Source organism: Streptomyces sp. AC555_RSS877 (assembly GCF_019049245.1).
In the GTDB taxonomy this organism is placed as follows: Bacteria; Actinomycetota; Actinomycetes; order Streptomycetales; family Streptomycetaceae; genus Streptomyces.
Map to the genome: position 1 here is coordinate 14,620 of NZ_JAGMUK010000022.1, position 23,072 is coordinate 37,691.

At 70.1% G+C, this 23,072-nt stretch carries 20 protein-coding genes and 3 pseudogenes; 5 read left to right on the top strand and 18 right to left on the bottom strand.

The window, feature by feature from the left end:
• Positions 1 to 30 precede the first annotated feature (30 nt).
• Positions 31 to 1,146, bottom strand: coding sequence for a zinc-binding dehydrogenase (locus KUM49_RS09410; protein ID WP_217236285.1), 1,116 nt, complete (start codon positions 1,144 to 1,146; stop codon positions 31 to 33).
• The gene (locus KUM49_RS09415; RefSeq protein ID WP_217236286.1) at positions 1,143 to 2,039 is read right to left on the bottom strand and encodes a fumarylacetoacetate hydrolase family protein; all 897 of its coding nucleotides are present in this window, start codon (positions 2,037 to 2,039) and stop codon (positions 1,143 to 1,145) included. Before KUM49_RS09415 ends, KUM49_RS09410 begins: the two co-directional genes overlap by 4 nt.
• 362 nt (positions 2,040 to 2,401) lie before the next feature.
• On the opposite strand from KUM49_RS09415, the gene KUM49_RS09420 reads away from it, so the two are divergent.
• Positions 2,402 to 3,322, top strand: a complete 921-nt coding sequence (locus tag KUM49_RS09420) for a VOC family protein (protein WP_217236287.1) — start codon at positions 2,402 to 2,404, stop codon at positions 3,320 to 3,322.
• Between the two features lie 92 nt (positions 3,323 to 3,414).
• Positions 3,415 to 4,311, top strand: a complete 897-nt coding sequence (locus KUM49_RS09425) for an ABC transporter substrate-binding protein (protein WP_217236288.1) — start codon at positions 3,415 to 3,417, stop codon at positions 4,309 to 4,311.
• A 525-nt stretch (positions 4,312 to 4,836) separates the two neighbouring features.
• Here KUM49_RS09425 and KUM49_RS09430 read toward each other — a convergent pair.
• From KUM49_RS09430 to KUM49_RS09460, 7 genes are all read right to left on the bottom strand, one after another.
• Positions 4,837 to 5,574 carry an HAD family hydrolase gene (locus KUM49_RS09430; protein WP_217236289.1) on the bottom strand — a complete coding sequence of 246 codons (738 nt, stop codon included), beginning with the start codon at positions 5,572 to 5,574 and terminating at the stop codon, positions 4,837 to 4,839.
• On the bottom strand, positions 5,571 to 6,380 hold the full coding sequence (locus KUM49_RS09435) for a DeoR/GlpR family DNA-binding transcription regulator (RefSeq protein WP_217236290.1): 810 nt from the start codon (positions 6,378 to 6,380) through the stop codon (positions 5,571 to 5,573). Before KUM49_RS09435 ends, KUM49_RS09430 begins: the two co-directional genes overlap by 4 nt.
• 164 nt (positions 6,381 to 6,544) lie before the next feature.
• The gene (locus tag KUM49_RS09440; protein WP_217236291.1) at positions 6,545 to 7,579 is read right to left on the bottom strand and encodes a zinc-binding dehydrogenase; all 1,035 of its coding nucleotides are present in this window, start codon (positions 7,577 to 7,579) and stop codon (positions 6,545 to 6,547) included.
• 25 nt (positions 7,580 to 7,604) lie between these two features.
• Entirely contained in the window at positions 7,605 to 8,612 is a 1,008-nt protein-coding gene (locus tag KUM49_RS09445) for a zinc-dependent alcohol dehydrogenase family protein (RefSeq protein ID WP_217236292.1), read from the bottom strand.
• Positions 8,609 to 9,493: a carbohydrate ABC transporter permease gene (locus KUM49_RS09450; protein WP_217236293.1), complete on the bottom strand. Its 885-nt coding sequence runs from the start codon at positions 9,491 to 9,493 to the stop codon at positions 8,609 to 8,611. Before KUM49_RS09450 ends, KUM49_RS09445 begins: the two co-directional genes overlap by 4 nt.
• Positions 9,490 to 10,452, bottom strand: coding sequence for a carbohydrate ABC transporter permease (locus KUM49_RS09455; RefSeq protein ID WP_217236294.1), 963 nt, complete (start codon positions 10,450 to 10,452; stop codon positions 9,490 to 9,492). The genes KUM49_RS09450 and KUM49_RS09455 overlap by 4 nt, the downstream gene beginning before the upstream one ends.
• A gap of 79 nt (positions 10,453 to 10,531) precedes the next feature.
• Positions 10,532 to 11,884, bottom strand: coding sequence for a sugar ABC transporter substrate-binding protein (locus KUM49_RS09460; protein ID WP_217236295.1), 1,353 nt, complete (start codon positions 11,882 to 11,884; stop codon positions 10,532 to 10,534).
• 273 nt (positions 11,885 to 12,157) lie between these two features.
• On the opposite strand from KUM49_RS09460, the gene KUM49_RS09465 reads away from it, so the two are divergent.
• Positions 12,158 to 13,144 (top strand): carbohydrate kinase, encoded by a 987-nt coding sequence (locus KUM49_RS09465; RefSeq protein WP_217236296.1) that lies wholly within the window; start codon positions 12,158 to 12,160, stop codon positions 13,142 to 13,144.
• A 187-nt stretch (positions 13,145 to 13,331) separates the two neighbouring features.
• A pseudogene (locus tag KUM49_RS48150) lies at positions 13,332 to 13,559 on the top strand (transposase); the annotation flags it as partial.
• Positions 13,560 to 13,822: 263 nt separating this feature from the next.
• On the opposite strand, the gene KUM49_RS09475 reads toward KUM49_RS48150, so the two are convergent.
• The 7 genes from KUM49_RS09475 to KUM49_RS09505 form a co-directional block, all read right to left on the bottom strand.
• Positions 13,823 to 15,337: an FGGY-family carbohydrate kinase gene (locus tag KUM49_RS09475; protein WP_217236297.1), complete on the bottom strand. Its 1,515-nt coding sequence runs from the start codon at positions 15,335 to 15,337 to the stop codon at positions 13,823 to 13,825.
• Between the two features lie 696 nt (positions 15,338 to 16,033).
• On the bottom strand, positions 16,034 to 16,369 hold the full coding sequence (locus KUM49_RS09480; protein ID WP_217236298.1) for a hypothetical protein: 336 nt from the start codon (positions 16,367 to 16,369) through the stop codon (positions 16,034 to 16,036).
• Positions 16,366 to 17,310: an endonuclease/exonuclease/phosphatase family protein gene (locus KUM49_RS09485; RefSeq protein WP_308406591.1), complete on the bottom strand. Its 945-nt coding sequence runs from the start codon at positions 17,308 to 17,310 to the stop codon at positions 16,366 to 16,368. Before KUM49_RS09485 ends, KUM49_RS09480 begins: the two co-directional genes overlap by 4 nt.
• A gap of 55 nt (positions 17,311 to 17,365) precedes the next feature.
• Positions 17,366 to 18,391 (bottom strand): D-alanyl-D-alanine carboxypeptidase family protein, encoded by a 1,026-nt coding sequence (locus tag KUM49_RS09490; RefSeq protein ID WP_217236299.1) that lies wholly within the window; start codon positions 18,389 to 18,391, stop codon positions 17,366 to 17,368.
• 139 nt (positions 18,392 to 18,530) lie between these two features.
• Positions 18,531 to 19,781 carry a HAMP domain-containing sensor histidine kinase gene (locus KUM49_RS09495; RefSeq protein ID WP_217236300.1) on the bottom strand — a complete coding sequence of 417 codons (1,251 nt, stop codon included), beginning with the start codon at positions 19,779 to 19,781 and terminating at the stop codon, positions 18,531 to 18,533.
• 1 nt (position 19,782) lies between these two features.
• A complete protein-coding gene (gene cseB, locus KUM49_RS09500; RefSeq protein ID WP_217236301.1) occupies positions 19,783 to 20,535 on the bottom strand; it encodes a two-component system response regulator CseB in 753 nt (250 codons plus the stop codon).
• Between the two features lie 373 nt (positions 20,536 to 20,908).
• Complete coding sequence (locus KUM49_RS09505; protein WP_217236302.1) at positions 20,909 to 21,643, bottom strand: trypsin-like serine protease; 735 nt, start codon at positions 21,641 to 21,643, stop codon at positions 20,909 to 20,911.
• Between the two features lie 237 nt (positions 21,644 to 21,880).
• On the opposite strand from KUM49_RS09505, the pseudogene KUM49_RS50635 reads away from it, so the two are divergent.
• Positions 21,881 to 22,141 (top strand): annotated as a pseudogene (locus tag KUM49_RS50635) (transposase); the annotation flags it as partial.
• On the opposite strand, the pseudogene KUM49_RS09515 reads toward KUM49_RS50635, so the two are convergent.
• Together KUM49_RS09515 and KUM49_RS09520 are read right to left on the bottom strand one after the other, a co-directional pair.
• Positions 22,140 to 22,721: pseudogene (locus tag KUM49_RS09515) on the bottom strand (transposase); the annotation flags it as partial. The pseudogenes KUM49_RS50635 and KUM49_RS09515 overlap by 2 nt on opposite strands.
• On the bottom strand, positions 22,714 to 22,941 hold the full coding sequence (locus tag KUM49_RS09520; protein ID WP_254400988.1) for a hypothetical protein: 228 nt from the start codon (positions 22,939 to 22,941) through the stop codon (positions 22,714 to 22,716). The gene KUM49_RS09520 and the pseudogene KUM49_RS09515, both read right to left, overlap by 8 nt.
• Between the last annotated feature and the right edge of the window lie 131 nt (positions 22,942 to 23,072).

Genomic DNA, 23,072 nt, shown 5'->3' on the forward strand with positions numbered 1-23,072 from the left:
GGAGGCCGCGTCCTGTGAGTGCCTTGTTCCTTACACCTCCCAGTCCTGGTGGCCCAGGGTGAGTGCCACCCGCCCGAGACTGTTGTCGTCCTCCATGTAGCGGTGGGCATCGGCTGCCCGGGCGATGGGGAAGGTGCGGTCGACCACCGCGCGGAACCCGTTCTCCACCTGCGTCCACAGCTCCCTCACGGCGGCCGGGTTGCCCGTGCGTACCCCGATGATGCGGTGGCAGTCGGAGTACACGCGACGCAGGTCGATCTTGACCTGGCCGCCGAGGAAGGCGCCGGAGGTCACCACGGTGCCGCCCCGGGTCAGGGAGTCGACGGTGGCGTCCCAGACGGCCGGGTCACCGAGGTTGTCGACGGCGATGTCGACACCGCGACCGCCGGTCACCTCGCGTACGCGCTCCATGAAGTCCGGCGCGTTGGTGTCGAGCACGACGTCGGCTCCCGCCGCGGCCATGGCCGCGCGCTTCTCCGCCGAGCGGGAGGTCGAGATGATCTTCGCGCCCAGGTGCTGGGCGTAGGCGGCCGTCGTGGAGCCGAGCGCGGAAGACGCACCCTGCACGAGTACCCAGTGTCCGGGGCGGAGCCCTGCCTGGGTCATCTGGTTGGCGGCGACCGGGCCGAGGAGTGCGAGCGAGGCGGCCATCGCGGCCGGAATGCCGTCCGGGACCGTGTGGACGTTGCGTGCCGGCACCGCACAGTACTGCGCGTAGGCGCCGGGGCGGTGGGTGCCTATCACGGTCAGGGAGTCGCAGACCTCTTCGCGGCCGTCCGCGCAGTAGGCACAGTCGCCGCAGGCGACACCGGGCAGTACGGCCACGCGGTCGCCGACCTGTACGGAGTCCACGCCCTCTCCCAGGGCGGCGACGGTGCCGGCGTGGTCCGCGCCCAGGATGTGGGGCGGTTCGATCGTGGCGTAGGGGTGGTCGCCCGCGCGTGCCGTGAGGTCGAGCAGGCGGCCGATGCCGACCGCGGCGACCTGAACGAGAACCTCGCCGGGACCGGGGCGGGGTGTGTCCACCGTGGCCTGTTCCAGCACATCCGGCGGTCCGAACGTGCGGAACAGCATGGCCCGCATGGTCGCGGGAACCGGCAGCGCCGGCGACCAGCCGAGGTCGGCAAGGGGCAAAGTGCTGTTCATGACGCCACCACCGTGTTCTCCAGGCGACCGATCCGCTCGATCTCAATGACTATCGCATCCCCGGCGGCGAGGAACTCGCCGCGCGGCACTCCGCAGCCGGCGGGTGTGCCGGTGAGGATGACGTCGCCCGGTTCCAGGCGGGTGATGCGGCTGGCCGCCGCGATCACTGCCGGGATCTTCACCATCATCTGCGCGGTGGACGAGTCCTGCTTCAGCACACCGTTGACGCTGAGCTGGATCCGGAGGTTCTGCGGGTCGGTGATCTGCCAGGCGGGCACCAGTCCGGGGCCGAGCGGGCAGAAGCCGTCCTGTCCCTTGTGGCTGACCCAGTCGAAGGTGAACGGCTCGGCGACCGGCTTGGCGGCCTTGATCCGGTCCCGGGCCGAGACGTCGTTCGCCGCCATGTAGCCGGCCACATGGTCCATGGCCTGCTCGGCGGTGAGGTTGCGTCCGCCACGGCCGATGACGACGGCCAGTTCGGCCTCCCAGTCGACGCGGGCACCCGGGTAGGCGGGCAGTGGCACCGCGTCCCCCGGTCCCGTCACGGCCGTAGTCGGCGGCTTGAGGAAGAAGAACGGGTCCCCCAGCTCGTCGGGGCGTTCGCAGCCCATCTCGGCGATGTGGTCCCAGTAGTTGGCGCCCGCGCAGAGCACCTTGCCGGGATACGTCAGCGGCGGAGCGAGCCGGGCGCCCGCGACGGCGTCGGACGTGGCCGGCGTCCAGTCCCGGAACAGCGGCGTGAGTGACTCCCACCGGCCCAACACCTCCATCAGCGTCAGGCCTTCGGTCCCGGGCGGCCCCTGGACCACGGTTGCGTCGGTGTACGCACCGACGGCGACTTTCTCCGAGTCATCGACCCGGTACTGCACCAGCGACCATTCAGACGGTGTCATGTTTCCTCCGGCAAGCGGCTCTACGAAAGCAGGAGCACCATAGTGCATACACTTCGACAGAGGAAGAGTGCACTCGGGGCGCACGGCGATCGGCGGCGGCTGCCCCTGCGGGATGCGGGCCACGCTGCGGTCGACGCGGGGCCCGTCGAACCTCCCCTCGGCCTCTCGACGTCCGACGTGTGCCCACCTCCTGCGGATCATCGACTCCTGGCAAGGGGCACGGCTGACGTTGCCTTCGCGATCCGGGATACCGACACGGAAAAGGTTTAGGTGACCTCTGGACACCCAACCCAAAAGGTGTACACACTTAGCTTTGGGTGCCCGTGCGGGACGCGGGTTCACCGGAACCATGAGGAGTGCACATGTTGCGTGTCATCGGTCTCCAGCACTACGGACTCCAGGTGCCGTCACTGGATACGGGGGCGAGCTTCTACAGCGCGTTCGGGCTGGAGGCGGCGGAGCGTGGCAACGCGGTCGTGATCCGTTGCGACGGCCGGGAGCAGGACCAGACATTGCTGATGGAGGGGCCGGTCAAGCGGCTTCACCATGTGGCGTTCGCGGTGGAGCCGGACTCGTTGCCCGAGTGGCAGCGGCACCTGGAAGGCCTGGGCCTGAAGCTGCTGGAAGCGCCGGCCGAGGTTCCCGGCGGGCTGTGGTTCCGCGATCACGAGGGGAACCTCATCAACCTGCGTGACGAACGGATCGCCCCTTGGCGCGCGTTCGGGACCACGGACGCGAACGACGCCAACATCGGCGACCGGGTCCGCCGGATCGACCAGGCCCGCTGGCGGAACGCGACCGACGAGACCAGCCCTCAGCGTCTCGGCCACATGCTGATCTTCAGCTCCGACGTCAGCGCCTCCGAGGCCTTCTACACCCGCACGCTCGGGCTGCGCCTGTCGGACCGCATCGTCGGCGGACCCGTCTTCCTGAACTCGGGGCCCGGCGACCACCACGTCTTCGGCTTCGTCCCGGGCGAGCACCCCGGACTGCACCACTCCAGCTGGATGGTGTCCGACATCGACCAGATCGCCAGGGGCGCGCGGAACATGGCCGCCGAGGGCTTCACGAAGGGCTGGGGCCTGGGCCGTCACACCCTCGGCTCGAACCTCTTCCACTACATCCAGGACCCTTGGGGCAGCTGGATCGAGTACTCCAGCGACATGGACTGCATCACCGAGAACTGGCAGCCGACCGACTGGGAAGACCTCCCGGCCGCCGTCTGGAGCCCCGGGGAGCCGCCGGCCGACTTCATCACCAACCAGGAAGCGAAGCCCGCCTGACCGTCGTCACACGGCCGCCGGACCGCCCCGAACCAGCGGCCTGAACGTCCTGCCTTCCGACGCAAAGGAACCACCATGCAAGGGAGTTCGTCATGCTTCCCGCGCTGAGCGCACTGCGGCCGCCGGGCGAGCCCACCCGCAGACTGACTGTGGGGGTCTTCCCCGGCTCCGGCCTCGTGCATCTCCACCACGCCATCCAGTCCGGGTACTTTCAGCACGCCGGGCTCGAGGTGAACCTCGTGCAGGTCGCTTCCTCCGACCAGCAGATGGCCGGCTGGAACGATGACGACTACGACATCATGCACACCTCGCCCGACCACCTGCTCCGCGCGCTGCTGAAACGGGATCCCGTGGCCGTGCGGGCCGAGGGCATGGGTGAACTGGCTGTTCACCGCCGTCCCGGAAACCCGCTCCCCACAGACCGGTGGGCGGTCGACAACGCGCGCAGCGCCTTCGCGTTCGTGCTGCGCGCCGTACTCGCCGACGTCGCCGGCTCACCGGTGACCGACGATCAGCTCGTCCCGGTGGGGGGCACCTTGCAGAGATTCCGGGCCCTGCCGACGAACGCCGTGGACGGGACCACACTCCACCCGCCGTTCGACGTCCTCGCCGCCGAGCAGGGCTTCCCGCGCGTAGGCGGCCACCTCCAGGTCGCACCCGACCTCATCACCAACGTGGTGGTCACCCCGCGTGAGACCGCCACCGCGTGGCACACCCGCGCCTACGCCGAGGTCTGCCGCATGAGCACCGAGGAACTGCTGTCCTCCGGCGCACCGGGCATCGAGGCGGCTCTGCTGCGGCACGGCCTGCCCGAGGCCGCCGTCCGGGCCGCTGCCCCCGGCCTCCTCGGCTCCGCCGGCCTGTCGACCTCCCCCGAGGTGACGCTGCGCGGCATCGAGGCGGTGGCCGGCCTGCGCCGCCGCTTCGATCCCCACTGGCAGCCCGCCTGCCCGCTCACGTCCCTGATCGGTCCCGGCCAGGGAAACTGAGACAAGCCACCGCAATGGCGGAGACTCCGCCGACGGCTGACGGAAAGACACCGCCGGCCCCGGGTTGCCCCCGTTGCCCGGGCCGGTGGTCACCATGCTGATGCCCGAGTCGCCACCACGCGCGGCTCGGGCATCAGAGGCTGCCGCACGCGGCAGCCTCGCAGGCGCCGCACCGTCCCCGCCTCCCCCTGGCAGTGGGCGGAGTTCTGTCCGGGCGACCTGGGTTTTCCAGGCTCCCGGGACGGCCCGGGGCAGGTGCGGCGAGTCCGGTAGACCCACTGGGCGAACTCATCGGCACCCGCCTCGGCACGGAGCCCCGTATCCCTCCGACAGCGCCGGGTCGTTCCGGGTCACCCTCGTGCATGATGCCGTTGGCGCGCGCCGCGGGTTCGCTCGCACCAAGGGCCACAAGTCCGCCCACCGCTCGGCGATCCGCCGCGACGAGGAGATACGCCATGCCTTCTTCATCGACGGCGTCAAACGATCCGTCGGGGCGGTTTCCCACACGCGCGTAGACCACCACGGTCAGACCACGAGCCGCTGCACATCCGTCAGGCCGCGCTCTCCCGTGCGGTGTTCCGCCGGCAGGATGTAGGTGCGCAGACCGCAGGCGGCCGCGCCGCCGTCGCGGACCGGGTTGTCGCCGACCATGAGGGTGGCCCGGGGGTCCGCGCCGAGGTCGGCGCAGGCTTTGAGGAACAGCTGCGGGTCGGGCTTTTCGCGGCCCTGTTCGTAGGAGATGACGCAGGTGTCGATCAACGCGTCCAGCCCGTGATGGGCGAGGTGGATGCGCAGGTCCCAGGCGAAGTCGCTGACGATGCCGACGCGCAGTCCGCGCCGGCGCAGGGCGCGCAGGACCGGTTCGGTGTCGGGATAGGGAACCCAGGCGTGAGGAGCGGTGAGTTCCCGGTAGGCCATCTCCTCCGCGCCGCGCAGAAAGTCCACCTGCCCCCACCATCCCCACATGGCGCGGCGGTGCTGTGCGGAAGAGAGATCACGGCCTTCCTGGAGGGCTACGACGGAGGGCAGCCGGAAGGCGGCGCGCAACTGGTCGGAGATCCCGGCCACTGCGCCGGGCTCGTCCAGCACGGCCAGGCGGCCGGCCGCGGAGCCGACCCGGCGCAGCCACGTCTCCAGGTCGATCATCTGGAAGATGGTGTTGCTGAAGTCGAACAGGACGGCCTGGACCGGGGGCACCGGCGCGGCCATCTCGGCGTCGCTGGGGCGGTAGGCGCTCGGTGTTTCGAACAGGGTCTGGATCACAGGGAAGACTCTTCGGGTTCGACCGTCTCGACGGGGACTTCGAGGTCGCGTATGGCCGCGAGTTCCGTGTCGGGGGTGCCGGTATCGGTAATGACGGTGTGGTAGTCGGCCACAGTGCCGTACGCGTACGTGGCGGTCTTGCCGAACTTCGAGTAGTCCACCAGGAGCAGCGCCTGTTCGGCGGAGGCGAGCATGGCCAGCTTCACCTCGACATAGTCGTTCAGGGGGTGGAAGAGGCGTCCTTCCAGGACGGCGGTGGCGGACATCAGGGCGAGATCGGCCCGGATTTGAGACAGGGCGCGGGTGACGGTCGGGCCGGTGCAGGAGTTGAAGTCGCCGCGGTAGTGGCCGCCCAGCAGGGTGACGTTCACCCCGGGAGCGGCGGACCCGAGGCGCTGCGCGAGGCCGACCGAGTTGGTGACGACGTGCAGCTGATCCACCTCGGCCAGCGCCGGGACCAGGGGGAACAAGGTGGTCGAGTCCTCCATGAGCACCGTGCTGCCCGGTCTGATCCGGCCGGCGACAGCCGCGCACAGCGCGTTCTTGGCCGCGAGGGCGCTGTTCTCACGGAAGCGGGTGGCCGTCTCCATGGTGAGGGCGGGGAACGCCACAGCCCGCCCGCGCTCCTTGCGCAGCAGATGCCGCCCGGTGAGGTCGTCCAGGTCCCGGTGCATCGTCATCAGGCTGACGTCGAAGTGCCGGGCCAGGTCGTCGATGCGGGTCTCGCCATGATCGGCGACGTACCGCAGCACGGCCTGGCGCCGCTCCTCGACGGCCGCCTGGGACAGTCGCGTACGGGCGGTCACGGCGCCCCTCCTTCCCGCTCGCTCCGGTCTCGCAGTTTCCCACACGGGCCGGTGCGGGTCGGGGTCCGTCCGGCTCGCGGGCCACGGGCCGCTCGTGCGGCGGCGGCCGCGTACGACGTGCGTGTCCGCGTCCACGTCTGCGTCCCTGCCCGCGTAGCCGTGGGCTACGGTCCGTCCACCGTGACCAGCACCTTGACCTGCTCGGGGTCGACTGATGCGGCGAACGCCTTGGCGGCGTCCTCCAGCGGGTAGGTGGCCGTGACGATCTCGGCGGTGTCGATGGCGCCGGAAGTGATCAGGGACATGGCGGTGCGGTAGTCGTCGCCGGTGTACATCAGGGTGCCCTCGACGCGGATCTCCCGGTCCTGGATCAGGTCGAGGCGGACCGGGGTGGTGCCGGCGGCTCCGACGCCGACGACGATGATCGTGCCGCCCTTGGTGACCAAGTCGGTGGCCTGGGCGATGGACTGTTCGCGCGCCACGCAGTCGAAGACGACGTCGGCCGGTCCGCCGAGGGCCGCGTAGGCCTGGTCGGCGAGTTCGGTGGCGTCGGCGGGCAGGGCCGTGTCGGCGCCGAGGCGCAGGGCGCGGTCCCGCTTGCCCGGCAACAGGTCGGTGACCGCGATCTTCGCGGCGCCCGCGTGCCGGGCGGCGGCGAGGACGAGCAGACCGATGGGCCCGGCGCCGAGCACGACGACCGTGCGTCCGGTGAGGTCACCGGCCTTCGCCACGGCGTGCACCGGGGTGGCCAGGGGCTCGACCAGGGCGGCCTCGATGTCCGTCATACCGTCGGGGACGCGGTGGACACGGTCGGCCGGGATGGTGAACAGATCGGCCATGGCGCCGGGCGTCTGGCAGCCGAAGACCTTCAGTTCCTGGCAGATGTTGTAGCGGCCGGAGCGGCACTGGGGGCACCGGCCGCAGTACAGGTTGGGCTCGATGATCACCCGGTCTCCGGGCGCGAAGTCCTCGGCTCCCTTTCCTGCCGCGGCGACGATGCCCACCGCCTCGTGTCCGGGACGGTAGGGCAGGTCGACGAAGGGGTGGTGGCCGGCCGCGGCATGGGTGTCGGAGCCGCATACGCCGACGACCGTGGTGCGTATGAGGAGTTCGTCGTCCCCGGGGACGGGGACTGGCACTTCCTCGAGGGTGATGTCGTCGAGGGATCGGACGAGAACGCGGCGGATCTGCTCGGTCATGGGGGGTTCCGTTCGGTTCGGGCGTTCACGCGGTGGCGAGGCCGGGCTGGATCTGGATCTTGCGGCCGATGCCTGCCTGGAAGCGGGTGACTGCGTCCGGGAACGCCGCCAACGGGAGGCGGTCACTGATGAAGACGCGCGGGTCGATGACACCGGTGGCGAAGAGGTCCACCGCGCGTTCGAAGCTGTGCAGGACCGCCATGGAGCCGGTGATCGTGATCTCCTGGTTGTAGATCCTGTACGGCTCGATGGTGGCCCGGGTGGCGTAGTCGGCGACCCCGAACTGCAGGTACGTGCCGCCTTTGCCCACCCGGCCGAGGGCGTCCTGAATGGCTTTCGCGTTGCCGGTGGCGTCGACGACCAGATCCCATCCGTAGGGCGGCCGGTCGAGCTCGTCGGCGGACGCGGCACCGGCGGTGCAGCCCAACTGCCATGCCGTGGCCAGGCGTTCGGCGTTGATGTCGACGACGTCGACGCTCGCGGCGCCGGTGGCCTTGGCGAGCTGGAGCATCATCAGGCCCATGGTTCCGGCTCCGTAGACGAGCACGCGGGAGGCGAGGCGGCTGCGCAGGACGTCGTAGCCGCGCACCGCGCAGGACAGCGGCTCGATCAGGGCCGCGTCCTGGGCGGCCACGTGGTCGGGCAGTCGTACGCAGTTGGCGACGGGCGCCACGGCGTACTCGGCGGCGGCGCCCGGGTGGGTGACGCCGATGGCGGCCCAGCGTTCGCAGAGGTTGTTGTGGCCGAGGCGGCAGTAGTGGCACTGGAAGCAGTACAGCGACGGGTCCACGGCGACCTGGTCGCCGAGCGCGAGTTCGGTGACCTCGCTGCCGCGGGCCACGATCTCCCCGGCGAACTCGTGGCCGGGGATGATGGGCAGCTTCGGGGCGAACTCCCCCTGGAGGATGTGCAGATCCGTGCCGCACAGTCCGGTGGCCGCGACCTCGACGACGACCTCGCGCGAGCCGGGAGCGGGGTCCTCGACCGTGGCGATCTCGATACTGCCGGGCTGGGTGATGACGGCCGCCCTCACTTCACCGCTCCCAGGGACAGGCCGCGGACCAGCTTGTCCTGGGCGGCGAAACCGGCGATGAGGACGGGCAGTGAGACCAGGGTGGCCGCCGCGCACAGCCGGGCCAGGAACAGGCCCTCGTTGGTGATGAAGCCGACCAGGAACACCGGCGCGGTGGACGCCTGCGTGGCGGTGAGGTTCACGGCGAACATGAACTCGTTCCAGCTGAAGATGAAGCAGATCAGCGAGGTGGCGGCGAGTCCGGGCATGGCGACCGGTGCGACGACCCGCCACAGCACGGTGAGCAGGCCCGCGCCGTCGACCTCGGCCGCCTCCAGGATCTCCTTGGGGACCTCGGCGAGGAAGGAGCGCATCATCCATACCGCGATCGGCAGGTTCATGGCGGTGTAGAGGATGACCAGCGTCCACACGTTGTCCAGCATCCCGGCGTCCTTGACGATCAGGTACACCGGCAGCAGGGCCGCGATGGCGGGGAGGAACTTGGTGGACAGGAAGAAGAACATCACGTCGGTCCACTTCTCGACCGGCTTGATGGACAGCGCGTAGGCCGCCGGCACCGCCAGGGCGAGGACCAGGATCGTGGAAAGGATGCTGGCCATGGCCGAGTTGAGGAGGAAGGGGGTGATGTCCCGGCTGAACAGGAGTTTGTACTGGTCGAAGGTGACGGCGGCGAAGGGGGTGGGCGGATTGGTGGCCGCGTCGGCCTCCTGGTGGAAGGAGGTGAGGACCATCCAGGCCACCGGCGCGAAGAACGCCAGGGTGGCGAGCCAGGCGACGAAGGTCCACAGGGGGGAAAGCCGGGGCTCACCGCCCTGGTCCTGCTTGCGGCGGAAGAGCTTTGTGAGCCTCGCCCCGGGCGCGGCGACTGCTGCATGGGTCATCGGGATGTCTCCTCGCGGAACAGCGACGCGATGGTGCGCAGCGCGAAGGTCGCGATGACGAACGCGCCGAGGACGACGACGACACCGGCGGCGGCTGCCTCGCCGTACTCGTACTTGCGGAACATGGTCAGGTAGATCTCGTAGGGCAGGTTGGTGGTCTGGGAGCCGGGGCCGCCCTGGGTGATGGTGAAGACCGCGTCGAAGGTCTGCACGACGTAGATCGTGCCGAGCAGGACGCCCAGTTCGATGTACTGGCGCAGGTGCGGCAGCGTGATGTGGCGGAAGGTCTGGAGCGCGGAGGCGCCGTCCATGCGGGCCGCCTCGAGGACGTCACCGGGCTGTGCCTGCAGGCCGGCCAGGAGGATCAGCATCATGAACGGGGTCCACTGCCAGACCAGCGAGATCACGACGGCGGGCATCGGGTAGGAGGAGATCCAGTCGACCGTGGGGCCGTTGTCCGCGCCGAAGAACCTGTATACGGCGTTGAGGGTGCCGTTGAGCAGGCCGTAGTCGGGGTTGTAGATGGCGTGCTTCCACAGGAGCGCCGCCGCGACCGGCATGACCAGGAACGGGGCGATGAGCAGGGTGCGGGCCAGCCCGCGGCCGGCGAACCGGCGGTCGAGGAGCATCGCCAGACCGAGTCCGAGGATCACGCTGATGACCACCACCGACGCGGTGAGCACGACGGTGTTGAGCACGGCTGTGCGCAGCCGCTCGTCGGTGAAGACGAACGAGAAGTTGGACAGACCGACGAAGTGCCTCTCGCCCGGCTTGAGGATGTTCCACTGGAAGGTGGAGATGATCAACGTGGCCACGAAGGGCAGCTGCGTGACGACGATGGTGAAGATCAGCGCGGGCAGCAGCGGGATGCGACGCTTCCACTTGGCCGCCGCGCCCGAGGACTTCCGGCTACGGACGGGTGGGGGTGCTGTCTTGGGGGGTGCGGTGAGCGTGGTCATGAATCGTTCCTCTGCCGGTGAAGGCCGGGGTCGCGGGGAGCGGCGCCCGGCCGGCACGAGGCCGGCCGGGCGCTGAAGGTCACTTCTGGTAGGTCTTGGCGACGTCCTCGGCGAGCTTCTGGCCGTCGTTGAGCGCCTTGTCCACGCTGGTCTTGCCGGCGATGGCGGCGGAGATCTCCTGGGTCACCTTGGTGCCCAGGTCCTGGAACTCGGGGATGGCCACGTACTGGATGCCCACGGTCGGCCGGGGCTGGACGCCCGGGTTGGCCGGGTCGGCGCCCTCGATGGACTTCAGGGTGATGTCACCGAACGACGCGGCGGCCTTCTTGTACTCCGGGATCTCGTACGTGCTGGCCCGCTTGCCGGCCGGGACACGCGCCCAGCCGAGCTTCTCGCCGACGAGGTTCTCGTACTTCTTGCTGGAGGCCCACAGCATGAACTGCGAGGCGGCGTCGGCGTTCTTCGTGGTCTTGGGCATGGCCCACGACCAGGCCCACAGCCAGCCGCTGCTGTCCGTCTTGACGGTCGGCGCGTAGGCGTAGCCGACGTTGCCGGCGATCTTGCTGGAGGCGGGGTCCTCCAGCGACCCGGCCGCGCTGGTCGCGTCGTACCACATGGCGACCTTCTTCTGGCTCAGCGCGTTCAGGCACTCGGTGAACCCGGCCTGCGGGGCGCCGGCCTCACCGTGCTCGCGGACCAGGTCGACGTAGAACTTCGTGGCCTCCTTGAAGCCGCCGCTGTTGACCTGGGCCTTCCAGTCCTTGGTGAACCAGGTGCCGCCGAAGGTGTTGACCATGGACGTCAGCGGCGCACCCAGCTCGCCCCAGCCGGCCAGACCACGCAGGCAGATGCCCTTCATGCCGGGCTCGGCGCCGTCGACCTTGGCCGCGATGTCGGCGATCTGCTGCCAGGTCGGGCGCTCGGGCACCGTGATGCCCTTCGCCTTCATGACGTCCTTGTTGTACATGAGCATGGAGGACTCGCCGTAGAACGGCAGGGCGTAGAGCTTGCCGTCCGAGCCGGTGAGCGACTGGACCATCGGCTTGAGCAGGTCGGCCTTGTCGAAGCCCTTGTCCTTGTCGGCGTAGGAGCCCAGGTCGTGCAGCCAGCCGTTCTTCTCCCAGATGGGCACCTCGTAGGCGCCGATGGTGGCGACGTCGTACTGGCCGGCCTGGGTGGCGATGTCCTGGGTGACTTTGTCGCGCAGCTCGTTCTCGGGAAGGATCGTGAAGTTGACCTTGATCCCGGTGTCCTTGGTGAAGTTGTCCTTGGTCAGCTTCGCGATGTCCTCCATCTGCGGGTTGCCGACCATCAGGACGTTGATGCTCTTCCCTCCGCCCGAGGACCCGCCGGCTCCGGCTCCGGAACAGGCTGTGGCGAGCAGGGCGGTGGCGGCGGCGCCGGCTATGAGGGCGTATCTGGTCGATGCCATGTGACGGGGGGACCTCTCGTGCGGGTTCGCCGGGACCTCGACTGAGGCGCGGCGGGTCGAGCAGGGGTGTGGATGCGTCCTTGGGGAGTCGGGCGCGTTTCGATGGCCGAATTATTAGCAGGAGACTGCGCCGTTGTTAACACATCTTGCGAGAAAATCTCTTCGGACTTATCGTCAAGCGCTCCCTGAAGGGGCTACGGGCCTCCGCCGAACAGCCCCGCCATACAGCCCAGCCGAGCTCTCGGCCTGCGCCGCCGTCCCCGAGGAACCCACATGAGCACCAGACCGGAACCCGCAGATCAGCCTGCCGTCGTCGTCGCCGGAGACGCGCTGGTGGACCTCACCCCCGCCCGAACGGCCGACGGTGCCGCGGCGTTCCAGCCGCGCCCGGGCGGCTCGTGCCTCAACGTCGCCGCCGGCCTCGGCCGACTCCGAGTCCCCACGGCACTGCTCGCGCGCATCTCCGACGACCACTTCGGCGATCTCCTGCGCGCGCACCTAGCGGCCTCCGGCACCCGGCTCACCCATACGCTGCCCGCGGCCGACCCCACCACCCTCGCCGCCGTGCATCTGCGCGAGGACGGGTCGGCCGCCTACTCCTTCCACGCGAACGGCACCGCCGACCGCGGCCTGCTCCCTGAACACCTCGCCGCTCTCCCGGACGGCGGCACGCTGCCTGCGGGGACGGCTCTGCACCTCGGGTCGCTGGGCCTGCTGCTCGAACCCCTGGCCTCCACGCTCGACGGACTGATTCGCCGGGAGGCGGGGCGGCGACTGGTGTCCCTCGACCCGAACGTGCGGCCGGGCCTGGTCACCGACCGCGCCACCTATCTCAGGCGGTTCGCCGAGTGGGTGGCGCTCGCCGACGTGGTGAAGGCGAGCGATGAGGACCTGGCCTGCCTCCACCCCGGTGAGCCGTACGAGGCGGTGGCCGAACGCTGGCTCGCCTCCGGGGCGGGACTCGTACTGATCACGTTCGGCTCCCGGGGCGCCTGGGCCGTCGGCCGCGACGCCCGGGTCCATGTACCGGCCCCATCGGTCCAGGTCGTCGACACGGTCGGAGCGGGCGACGCCTTCACCGCCGGAGTGCTCGCCCATCTGCACCACACCGGCCGGCTCAGCCGCGAAGGCGTCGACAGCCTCGGTGCAGGCGCGCTTGCCCGGCTGCTGTCGTACGCCGTGGAGATCGCGGCCGACACCTGCACCCGCGCCGGCGCTCAGCCGCCGTACCGCTACCACGGCGTGGCGACCCCCCTCTAGCTTGACTCTGTCGGGGATCTTGGGGATCCCCGGCGGGGCAGCATGATCAACGGGCATGCTCGGCTCTGTTCAGGGACCGATGCAGTTGTCGAGGTGCCCGTTGTCGCTCCACGCCCGCTCTGGTGAGCAAGCTCCTTCTCTGACCGTGCAGATGGCGCGGGCGAGCAACCCGGGCGGTACAACGGCGATGTGGGTCAGAGACCACCTGGGCGGGCTGTGGCGGGACGAGGACTTCGCCGACTGGTACCCGCGCGATGGCCGCCCGGGGCTCTCGCCCGCCCAGCCGGCCACCGTCTGCGTGCTGCAGTTCCTGCTCGGTCTGTCGGACCGGCAGGCGGCCGAGGCGGTCCGCTGCCGCATCGATTTCAAGTACGCGCTGGCCATGGAACTGGACGATCCCGGCTTCCACCACAGCGTGCTGGCCGACTTCCGTGAGCGTCTCACCGAGGGCGGCCGAGCCGACCGTCTCCTCGACCTTGCGCTCGAGCGCCTGAAGAAGGCCGGTCTCGTCCGCGAGCGCACCACCCAGCGCACGGACTCCACCCACGTCCTGGCCGCGGTGCGCGACCTGGCCCGGCTGGAACTGGCCACCGAGGCCGTCCGCGCCGCGCTGGGAGTCAAGCTTAGGGCCTGTCCGGATTGCCCGTCGATCCCTCATGTCGCCGGCTCGTCCGGCACTCACCCCGGACGCTCGGGCGCGTCCAGACGGGCCCAGACCGGTCCGAGAGCCTCCAACGCCTCTTGGTACACCGCATACGCCTCGTCGAGTACGGCGACCCGGTCGGGGTCGGGTTCATGTCGTCTGAGCACGGTGGCTCCGGCGCGCGGGTCCGTCACGTCGTCGAGCAGTCCGACGGCGGTGGCGGCGAGCAGCGCCGCCCCCCGGGCAGCACTCTCTTGCACGTCGGTCACCTCGACCGGCCGCCGCAGGGCGTCGGCGAACATCTGGCTCCACACCTCGCTGCGCGCGGCGCCGCCGGTCAGTCGGGCCGACCCGCTGATCGGCAGCTTCGAGCACAGGGCGTCGACGTGCCAACGGTGATTGAGCACGACGCCTTCCATCAGGGCCCGCAGCAGATGTCCGCGACCGTGCCAGCCGCGCAGCCCGAGGAACGTGCCGGACGTGGGATGCGGGTGCGGGGAGCCGTAAACGAACGGGTGGAACAGCACCTCCGACGGACCGTCCAGGTGTGCCTCGACCTCGCGGCCGATCACCTCGTGGACGCCGTCCCGCTGGTCGGCAGGCGCACCTGTCACCTGCAGGAACCACTCCATGTTCGCCACCGACGCGGGCGAGGTGGACATGGTCATCCACTGGCCCGGGCGGACGAAGTGACGAACCTGCCAGCGCGGATCGACGACGGGGTGCTTGCCGACCACCTGGTTGACGCTGAACGACCCGGCGATCAGGCACAGTTCGCCCGGCTCCGTGCCGCCGACCCCGAGCGCGGCTGCATCGACGTCATGGGCGCCCGTCACGACGGGGGTGCCCGCGGTCAGCCCGGTGAGCGCCGCGGCCTCACGGGTGACGGTTCCGCTCAACGCATCGCACGCCAGGACGGGTGGCAGCATATCGGCGAGCGCGCCGAGGCCGTACAGGTCGAGCAGCTCTGGCGAGTAGCCGCCCCGCCGCATGTCGGTGAACGAGGCACTGGCGTCCGTGGGATCGGTGGCCGCCACGCCCGTCAGGCGCAGGCGCAGCCAGTCCTTGCAGGACAACAGCCAACGCGCCCGCTGAAGCACCCCTGGTTCGTGACGAGCGAGCCAGGCCAGCAGAGCGGCCGGGGAGCCCGCGAAGGGCACCGTGCCCGACAACTCCAGGGCACGGGACCAGACCGGAGTGCCCCGCCACTCCTCCAGCACCGGTTCGGCCCGCGTATCCATCGCCACGATCGCGGAGCGCACCGGCCGACCGAGCTCGTCGACGGCGTACAGTCCGTCGCCGTGCCCAGCCACCCCCACCGCGGCGACAGCCCGCCCCGCGTCCGGACCGGCCTCGGCGAGACAGGCGGCGATGGCCTGGTGCGCCGTCCGCCACACGTCGTCCATGTCCCGCTCGACCCAGTACGGGCGAGGGGTGGACAGCGGCAGCATGCCGCTGCCCTGCGCCACCGGCCGGCCGGCGGCATCGAACAGAACGGCCTTGGTCACGGTGTGCCCCGCATCGACACCGAGCACCAGTTCACGCGCCACCGCTCACACCCACCCCACGTCCCAAGAGTTGACCACAGTGATCCCACCGGCCGGTCACGGCGAGGTGCGACGACCGTGGCGTTACGGCCGGACTCCGGTACGGCCACGCCGCGTGCGGTTCCGCCTTGTTTCCCGGCCGGTCGAGGCTGCGGACCGGCCAGGAGCGGCGGACCGCGCACCTGCGCCAGGGCATCGACACGGCAGGGACGCAAAGATTACCGACGACGAGAACCCTCCATGCGGTCTCCTCGCTCGCCGAAGCCACACCGCTCACGAAGCCGATCGTCCCACGTAACAGGACGGCGGGCCCGGACCGCCGCCTGCTCAGGTAGGAAGCCCTGTCAGTACCCCTCAGTCGGAAACCGCAACTGGCCCATCCTCGGACCCCGCACAGCAGGCCCTGGCGTCAGCTCGCCGGCATCGGACGCTCCGGTCGGCATCGCGTTGAAATCCGCGACCGGGATCGTCTCGAGCTGCCACCTGACCTCGCGTAGGTCGATGTTGCCGTAGTCGTACACGAAGGCGGCGTTGTCGCCGTGGTCGAAGAGGAACTGTTCGAGGACGTCGTCCGGCCAGCGCAGCGATGCCAGTGCAGGGTCGGCAGGAAGCGGTCATAGGTGAGGCCGCCGTCTTCACGGCGAGCCATCAACGGACTGAGGTCGCTCAACTTCATGCCGCCAGGTGTACAGCAGATTCTCAGTTGCATTCCCCCTGCTCCAGTTCAACCGTCTTTGGCAGACGGCTCCACGAAGGTGGCTTTCCTTCGCGCTGCCGGTTGATGTGGTCCTGCACGCTTCCTCCTGCCAGGGCACAGCTGACGCCCTGGGTTGTGATGGCGACGGTGACGGGTTCGGTTTCGATGTACGTGATCAGCTGGTGCTCAGACAGATTGCCGAGCGCTTCGTGCAGCTCGGATCCGGTGATCACAGCCCCGGCGAAGAACGGCCAAGGCGTGTCAAGGAACAGCACCGGGTTGATGGGCTCATGGTCGCCTGCGGTGTTGAACACGCCGTTCCGGAAGCCCGCGCTCACACCCGCACCGACGCCGCCACCGGCAGGTGGTCGCTGCCGGTGGCCGGGAGGGTCCAGGCGGACCGCGGCTCCACACCGCGTACGAGGATGTGGTCGATCCGGGCCACCGGGAACGCGGCCGGCCAGCTGGCACCGAACCCGGCGCCCGACTCAGCCTGCACGGACCGCAGTTGGGAGGTGAGCCCGGAAAACGCCCGGTCGTCGGTCGTGCCGTTCAGGTCGCCCACGAGGATCGTGCGCGGGAGCGGCTCGGCGCGCACGGCGGCGGCGAGTCGCCGCGCGGCCGCGTCACGTGCGCCGGAGGTGAACCCCGAGCCGGCGGTGAAGCGGACGGACATCAGATGGACGACGAAGACCGCGACCGGTCCCTCGGGCGTGCGGACGGTGGCGCGCAGGGCACGTGGCCAGGGCGCGATGTCGACCGCACGGGCGTCGGAGACCGGATACCTGCTCCACAGACCGACCGTGCCCTGCACGGAGTGGTACGGGTAGGTGCCGGCCAGCGTTCTCTCGTACGCCGCTGTCGACGGGCCGCCCAGCTCTTCGAGAGCCACCACGTCCGCGCCGGAGGCGGCCAGGGCACGGGCGGTGCGCACCGGCCGCGGATTGTGTTCGTTGACGTTGTGCGTCACGACGGTCAGGTTGCCGCCGTCCTCCCGTTTGTCGACGAGTGTCCCGCCGAAGAGCGAGCACCAGACGACGGCCGGCAGCAGCACGGCCACGGATACGGCGGCCCTGGACCGGCGAGCCAGCGCGCACAGGAGCAGCAGCGGCACGGCCAGACCCGTCCAGGGCAGGAAGGTCTCGACGAGGCTGCCGAGACGGCCGACCCGGTTCGGGACGAGGGCGTGGCCCAGCATCACCAGCGTGGCCAGGACCGCGAGCGAGCCGAGGACCAGCGGCGGCCGCCGGACGCCGGTGTCCTCGTTCCGCGGGCGGATGGAATCGGGTTCCGGCCGGGCGGGCACGGTGTCGAGGGAGTTTGTCACGGCCGTCTCACCGTGTTCCGGGCGAGGTCGTCGACAGCCATCGCCGTACGCCCTCGATCAGCGCGTGGCTCGTGGCGAGAGCGGCCCGCAGCCCCTGCCGGGGGTCGGTGCCGGCGCGCTGGCGCAGCACCACTCCGAGGATCAGCCGGTCCCGGCCGTCCTTGTCGGACGCGGTGGCCGCCCACATCAGGGCGCCGCCGGCGGGAGTGCTGGAGCCGGTCTTGAGGCCGATCACGCTCGCCGTGCCGAGCAGGGTGTTGGTGTTGCGGATCGTCCCGGGGACACCGGGCACGGTCGCGCTGGGCATGGCGACGATGGTCCGGAACACCTCGTCGCGCATGACCCGGCGGGCCAGCCTCAGCTGGTCGGCCGAGGTGCTGGTGGTCGTGGGTTCGATCCCGCTGGCGCCGGTGTAGGTGGTGTGGCCCATGCCCAGGTCACGGGCAGCCCGGTTCATCTTCGTGACGAAGGCCTCCTGCGAGCCGACGTTCCAGCGGGCCAGCAGCCGGGCGATGTTGTTGCCGGAGGGGATCAACAGCAGTTCCAGCAGTTGTCGTTCACTCAGCCGCATACCCTCCCTGACCGGCACGCTCGACTCCACGCCCGAGACGGACTCGTACGCGGCGGTCCGGTCGACGGTGACGAGGGGGCCGTCCTCGCCCGCGCGCAGCGGACGGTCGCGGAGGATCACGTAGGCGGTCATCACCTTGGTGACGCTGACGATCGGCACCGGTGTCCGCTCGCCCCGCGTACCGAGGTCACCGTGGGCGCCGAGGCCATCGAACACCACGCTCGTCTGCCCCTCCGCCGGCCACGGCAGCGAACCCGCTCCGGTTCCCGGGCTGTTGCAGGAGGTGAACACGGCGACGGCGAGGACCGCCAGGGTGACCAGTGCGGTGGCGTCCGCGGCGAGGCCGGCCGTGAAGCGCCGCCCGGCCCGGTCGTGCCGGCGGGGCGGGAGCCATGAGCCGGTGGACCACGGGGGCTGGGCCCGGCCTGCGCCGGGCTCTCCGGAAAAGGGAACCGGTGACATGGGAGGGACACCTCCAAGGGGGCGGGTGCGCGGCGTTCACACACGTCGACCACCTTCCGCGAGGCGGATCTCCGCTCGGCTCCGGCCACGGATCGGGCACCGCTCGGCCGGGCATCCGTTCGGTATCGGCCGTTCGACGTCAGCCCGCGGGCGGCAGCCGGAGGGTGGCGAGCGCCCCGCCATCGGGAGCGTTCGCGAACTCCAGCGACGCCCCGATGACCCGGGCCTGCCCCAGCGCGATGGTCAGCCCGAGGCCGTGCCCTTGGCCGCGCTCCGACGCACCCGTGCGAAATCGCTGCGGGCCGTCCGCGAGCAGCCCCGCCGGGAAGCCCGAGCCGTGGTCCCGTACGGTCACGGTCGTCCCGGCCACCTCGACCTCGACGGGCGTGCGGCCGTGCCGGTGGGCGTTGACGACGAGGTTGGCGACGATCCGGTCGAGCCGGCGCGGATCGGTCTCCGCCGACAGGGCACCGGTGGCGGTGAAACGCGTGTCCAGCCCGGTGCGGGCCACGGACTCCGGGACCATCTCGGCAAGCGGTACGGGCCTGAGTTCAGCCCGCTCGGCGCCCGCGTCGAGCCGGGAGATCTCCAGCAGTTCCTCCACCAGCGTCCGCAGCACCCCCACCCGGTCACGCACCAGGTCGGTGGTCTCGCCCTCGGGAAGCAGCCCGCTCGCGGTCACCAAGCCCATGAGTGGCGTACGCAACTCATGGGCGACGTCGGCGGTGAAGCGCTGCTCGGTCAGCAGACGTTCGCGCAGACTGTCGGCCATCGAGTCGACGGTGGCCGAGATCTCGGTGATCTCGTCACCGCCCCGGCCACCGGCCGCGGTCCTGGCGGCCAGGTCGCCCCCGGCGATCCGGCGGGCGGTCCGCGCCACCCGGCGCAGCCTCCGGTTCGGCAACTCGGCGGCGAGCGCCGACAGCGGTACGACGACCGCCAGCGCCGCCAGGGAGTACTTCCACATGTGCCGGTCCAGCGCCCGCCGGGTGAGAAGGTCGGAGGTCATGTCGGCGCTCACCGCCACGGGAGCGCCACGGAGGGTCCGAACGGCCCACATCGAGGGGTGGTCGCCAGGGCTGTCGCCGTCGTACCAGGTGGCGGAGCCGACCGCCCTGCCGTGCCGGTCCTGGAGGCGGCGCAGGAGTTCGTCGGGCATCTCCTGGGGCGAGACGACCAGACCGTCGGGCGGGACGCCGTCCCGCTCGTAGTCCTCCACAGCGTCGGACAACTGGGTCAGGGCCTTGGCCGCACCGTCGTTCATCGACCGTTCCAGGGTGCTGCGGTGGACCAGCAGCCCGACGGTCACCGCGATGGCACAGCACGCCACGGTGACGAGCAGCGCGATCTTCCAGCGCAGCGAACGCCAGTGCGGCAGCGCGCGTACCACGTCAGCGCCTCAGCTTGTAGCCGAAGCCGCGGACGGTCTCGATCCGCTCGGCCCCGATCTTCTTCCGCAGGCGCTGCACGCACAGGTCGACCACGCGGCTGTCGCCGTCCCAGCCGTAGTCCCACACGTCGCGCAGCAGGGTCTGCCGGTCCAGCACGATGCCCGGGTTCGCGGCGAACTCCAGCAGCAGCCGCAGTTCGGTGGGGGCCAGCGCGACCGGTTCACCAGCCTGGAACACCTCCAGGCCGCCCGTGTCGATGACCAGGTCGCCGAAGACGAGCCGAGCGTGCCGGTCGCGGCCGGGCCTCCCCGACCGGTCCGGCTGGTCCGACAGGCCCGGACGATCGGCCACGGGCCCGGCCGCCGGGCCGGGGGCCGGGGTGAATGTGGCCCGCCGCAGCAGCGAACGGATCCGGGCCACCAGCACGGCGGTGTCGACGGGCTTGACCACGTAGTCGTCGGCCCCTGCCTCCAGGCCGGAGACGACGTCCAGGGCGTCGCCGCGCGCTGACATCATCAGGACGGGATCCACGCTGGTCTCCCGGATCCGGCGGCACAGCCCGATGCCGTCGAGGCCGGGCAGCATCACGTCCAGCAACAGCAGGTCGTGCCGGCCCTCCCGGAACAGTTCGAGTCCGGTCAGGCCGTCGGCGGCCGCGGTGACGCGGTAGCCGTAGCGCTCCAGCGCCATCGTGACGGATCTGCGGATCACCGCGTCGTCCTCGACGAGCAGGATCGTCACGGGCGCGGGCATGGACACGGGCGCGCCCCCGTCAGCTGCTGAAGCGGGCATCTTTTCCGTCCGGAGGTAGGTTCGGGGGCTCTCTCACCCTGCCAGAACCGTGCCTCCGCCCAGGCTCAACCGTGTATCAGCCGCGTATCCGCGATCTCTCGGCGGGATCGCGGGCTACGAGGTCCGGGAAGCAACAGACGAAAGCCTCGAGCGTGTAGCCCTGATCCAGCAGGTCACCTGGGCCTACCTTCGCCATGCACTCGGCATTGAGGATGACGACTGGTCGGCAGCGCAAGAGTCCCTTTCGGAGAGCGTCGACCCATTGGGTCGAATCGAATCCAAGTGAAGCCGCACCCGAAGGGAGCGCCTTGACCCAGTACGCCACCCGTGTGGTTCAGTCCGGGATGACGTGCCCGAGCCCATGAGAGGCGAGCGGGTCGCGGAACGGCTTCCAGATGGTGGGGTCGGCCAGGTTCGTGAAGAGCCCGGTGCAGGTGTTCGTGTCGCCGGTCACGAGCCCGTGCACGACCGTTTTGCCGGAGGCCTTCGTATCGAACAACGGTCCCCCACTGTCCCCCGGGCCGACCCGGGATTCGGCGGTGCCCGCGCAGATGAACTCCTTGTCCCAGGCACCGCCCTCCGTGTCGAACTTGTTGACGGGCAACTTCACTTCGTGCATACGGGACGGCTTGTTCGGATCGGCGAGATCGGTACGTCCCCAACCCGCGGCGCGTACGAAACGCCCCGGCCGCAGCTGCGTTCCCGGCGGTGGCAGGGCCGCGCGAGGCTGGTCGACCGAGCTGTCGAGCACGATGAGCCCCAGGTCCGTGTTGGTCGCGGTGTCGAAGTCGGGGTGGCTGTAGACGGAGAAGCGGTCGCCGGTCACCACTGTTCCGCCGGGCGTGCTCGAGTCGGTCCGCCCCAGGACCAGCCGGATCTTGACCATGCCCTGCTCGACCAACCTGGCGCAGTGCGCCGCCGTGGCGACAACGCGGCTGTGGACGAGTGCTCCGCCGCAGTAATGCGACCAGGTCCCGTCGTCGCCCTGTTGCTCGATCTGTACGACGAAGGGCCGCTCGCCATCCGGTACCGGCACTCCACCGATGATCGCCGAGGCGACGGGTGCCATGGCGAACACGGTTCCCAACGCGCAGACACCCGCGAGGCAGATGACCGCCCGTCGGCTCACTGACTTGCGCAAGGTGGACTCACTTCCGTCTGCCACCGGGCGCGGCCCCGGCGGACTCGCGGGGCGGCCGACGCCCGGCCGCCCCTTCCGACCAGGATTATGAGTCCGTCATTCCTCCGGCAGGCCTCCGTCCCGTATCGGGCCGATCGCGGCCTCCCCTCGGCTGTGTAACAGCGCCCCGAGCTCGACGCCCTTACCCGTCACGTCCAGTCCTTCGCGACCATGCTCACTGACCGCCAGGGCGAGCGTCTCCCGGAGTGGCTCGACGCCGTTCGACAGGACGACTTGCCCAGCCTCCACACTCTCGCCGCCGGCATCGACCGCGACCTCGACGCCGTCATCGCCGGATTGAGCCTGCCCTGGAGTTCGGGTGCGGTCGAAGGGCATGTCAACCGGATCAAGATGCTCAAGCGCCAGATGTTCGGGCGGGCAGGCTGACCTTCACGTTCACGCAGTCGATGAAGACGACCGGGTAGACGCTGTCCAGGGGACGGTTCTGCCATTCCGTCATGCCGGCCATCACGCTGTCGGTGATCGTGGAGATCGTGGACTTGGAGATCTCCGCGCCGTATACCTCGGCGAGTTGCGCGGAGATCTCCCCGTGCGTCAGCCCTTTCGCCGACAGCGACAGGACCATCTCGTCCACCCCGCCCAGACGCCGCTGGCGCTTCTTGACCAGCTGCGGCTCGAACGACCCGGCCCGGTCCCGCGGCACCGCGATCTCGACCGGCCCCGACTCGGTGATCACCGTCTTGGGCCGGTGCCCGTTGCGGTAGTTCTCCCGGCCGCCCTCGGCCCGCTCACCGGGCTCGTGCCCCAGATGATCGGTGAGTTCGCCCTCCAGGGCGGATTCCAGCACCCGCTTGGTCAGCTGCTGCAGAAGGCCGCCCTCCCCGGTGAGCTTCACCCCACCGGCCTGGGCCCGGGCCACCAGCTCGGCGACCAGCCCGTCATCCACGGCGCCCGTCGCACCCACAACGGCCTCCCCGGCCTCGGTGCCACTCGCCACGTCAGTCATCAACTGTCGCTTCCAGACCGGGAGTTAGACCGCTCACCGTACAGACCCGTAGTTGGAAGTGCGCGACGTCGAGCATCCACTCCCGATTCGGGAAGTCGCCCTCGGCCATGCGAAGCGGGCCGCCGACCGGGTCCAGGTGCACGACGTACTGGTAGTACTTGACGCGTCGTGGGTCGAGGTCTGGGTTGCGGAGCGCCTCGTAGTGCGGGCCGAAGCGCACCCCGCACCCAGCAGTGCTCCACTTCGATGCCGGTGTACATCTTGGGTGCAAGGAGTCGTCGCAACATGGACACATACGATCAGGCGCTGGAAGCCGCGCATCAGGTCGGCTTCCCTCTGGTCTGCAGACCG

Excerpts from the sequence above, each read along its gene's own strand:
- KUM49_RS09440 (WP_217236291.1), bottom strand. The coding sequence starts at position 7,579 with ATGACCGAGCAGATCCGCCGCGTTCTCGTCCGATCCCTCGACGACATC.
- KUM49_RS09465 (WP_217236296.1), top strand. The coding sequence starts at position 12,158 with ATGAGCACCAGACCGGAACCCGCAGATCAGCCTGCCGTCGTCGTCGCC.
- KUM49_RS09505 (WP_217236302.1), bottom strand. The coding sequence starts at position 21,643 with ATGGCACCCGTCGCCTCGGCGATCATCGGTGGAGTGCCGGTACCGGAT.
- KUM49_RS09460 (WP_217236295.1), bottom strand. The coding sequence starts at position 11,884 with ATGGCATCGACCAGATACGCCCTCATAGCCGGCGCCGCCGCCACCGCC.
- KUM49_RS09450 (WP_217236293.1), bottom strand. The coding sequence starts at position 9,493 with ATGACCCATGCAGCAGTCGCCGCGCCCGGGGCGAGGCTCACAAAGCTC.
- KUM49_RS09420 (WP_217236287.1), top strand. The coding sequence starts at position 2,402 with ATGTTGCGTGTCATCGGTCTCCAGCACTACGGACTCCAGGTGCCGTCA.
- KUM49_RS09425 (WP_217236288.1), top strand. The coding sequence starts at position 3,415 with ATGCTTCCCGCGCTGAGCGCACTGCGGCCGCCGGGCGAGCCCACCCGC.
- KUM49_RS09490 (WP_217236299.1), bottom strand. The coding sequence starts at position 18,391 with ATGTCACCGGTTCCCTTTTCCGGAGAGCCCGGCGCAGGCCGGGCCCAG.
- KUM49_RS09415 (WP_217236286.1), bottom strand. The coding sequence starts at position 2,039 with ATGACACCGTCTGAATGGTCGCTGGTGCAGTACCGGGTCGATGACTCG.
- cseB (WP_217236301.1), bottom strand. The coding sequence starts at position 20,535 with ATGCCCGCGCCCGTGACGATCCTGCTCGTCGAGGACGACGCGGTGATC.
- KUM49_RS09410 (WP_217236285.1), bottom strand. The coding sequence starts at position 1,146 with ATGAACAGCACTTTGCCCCTTGCCGACCTCGGCTGGTCGCCGGCGCTG.
- KUM49_RS09455 (WP_217236294.1), bottom strand. The coding sequence starts at position 10,452 with ATGACCACGCTCACCGCACCCCCCAAGACAGCACCCCCACCCGTCCGT.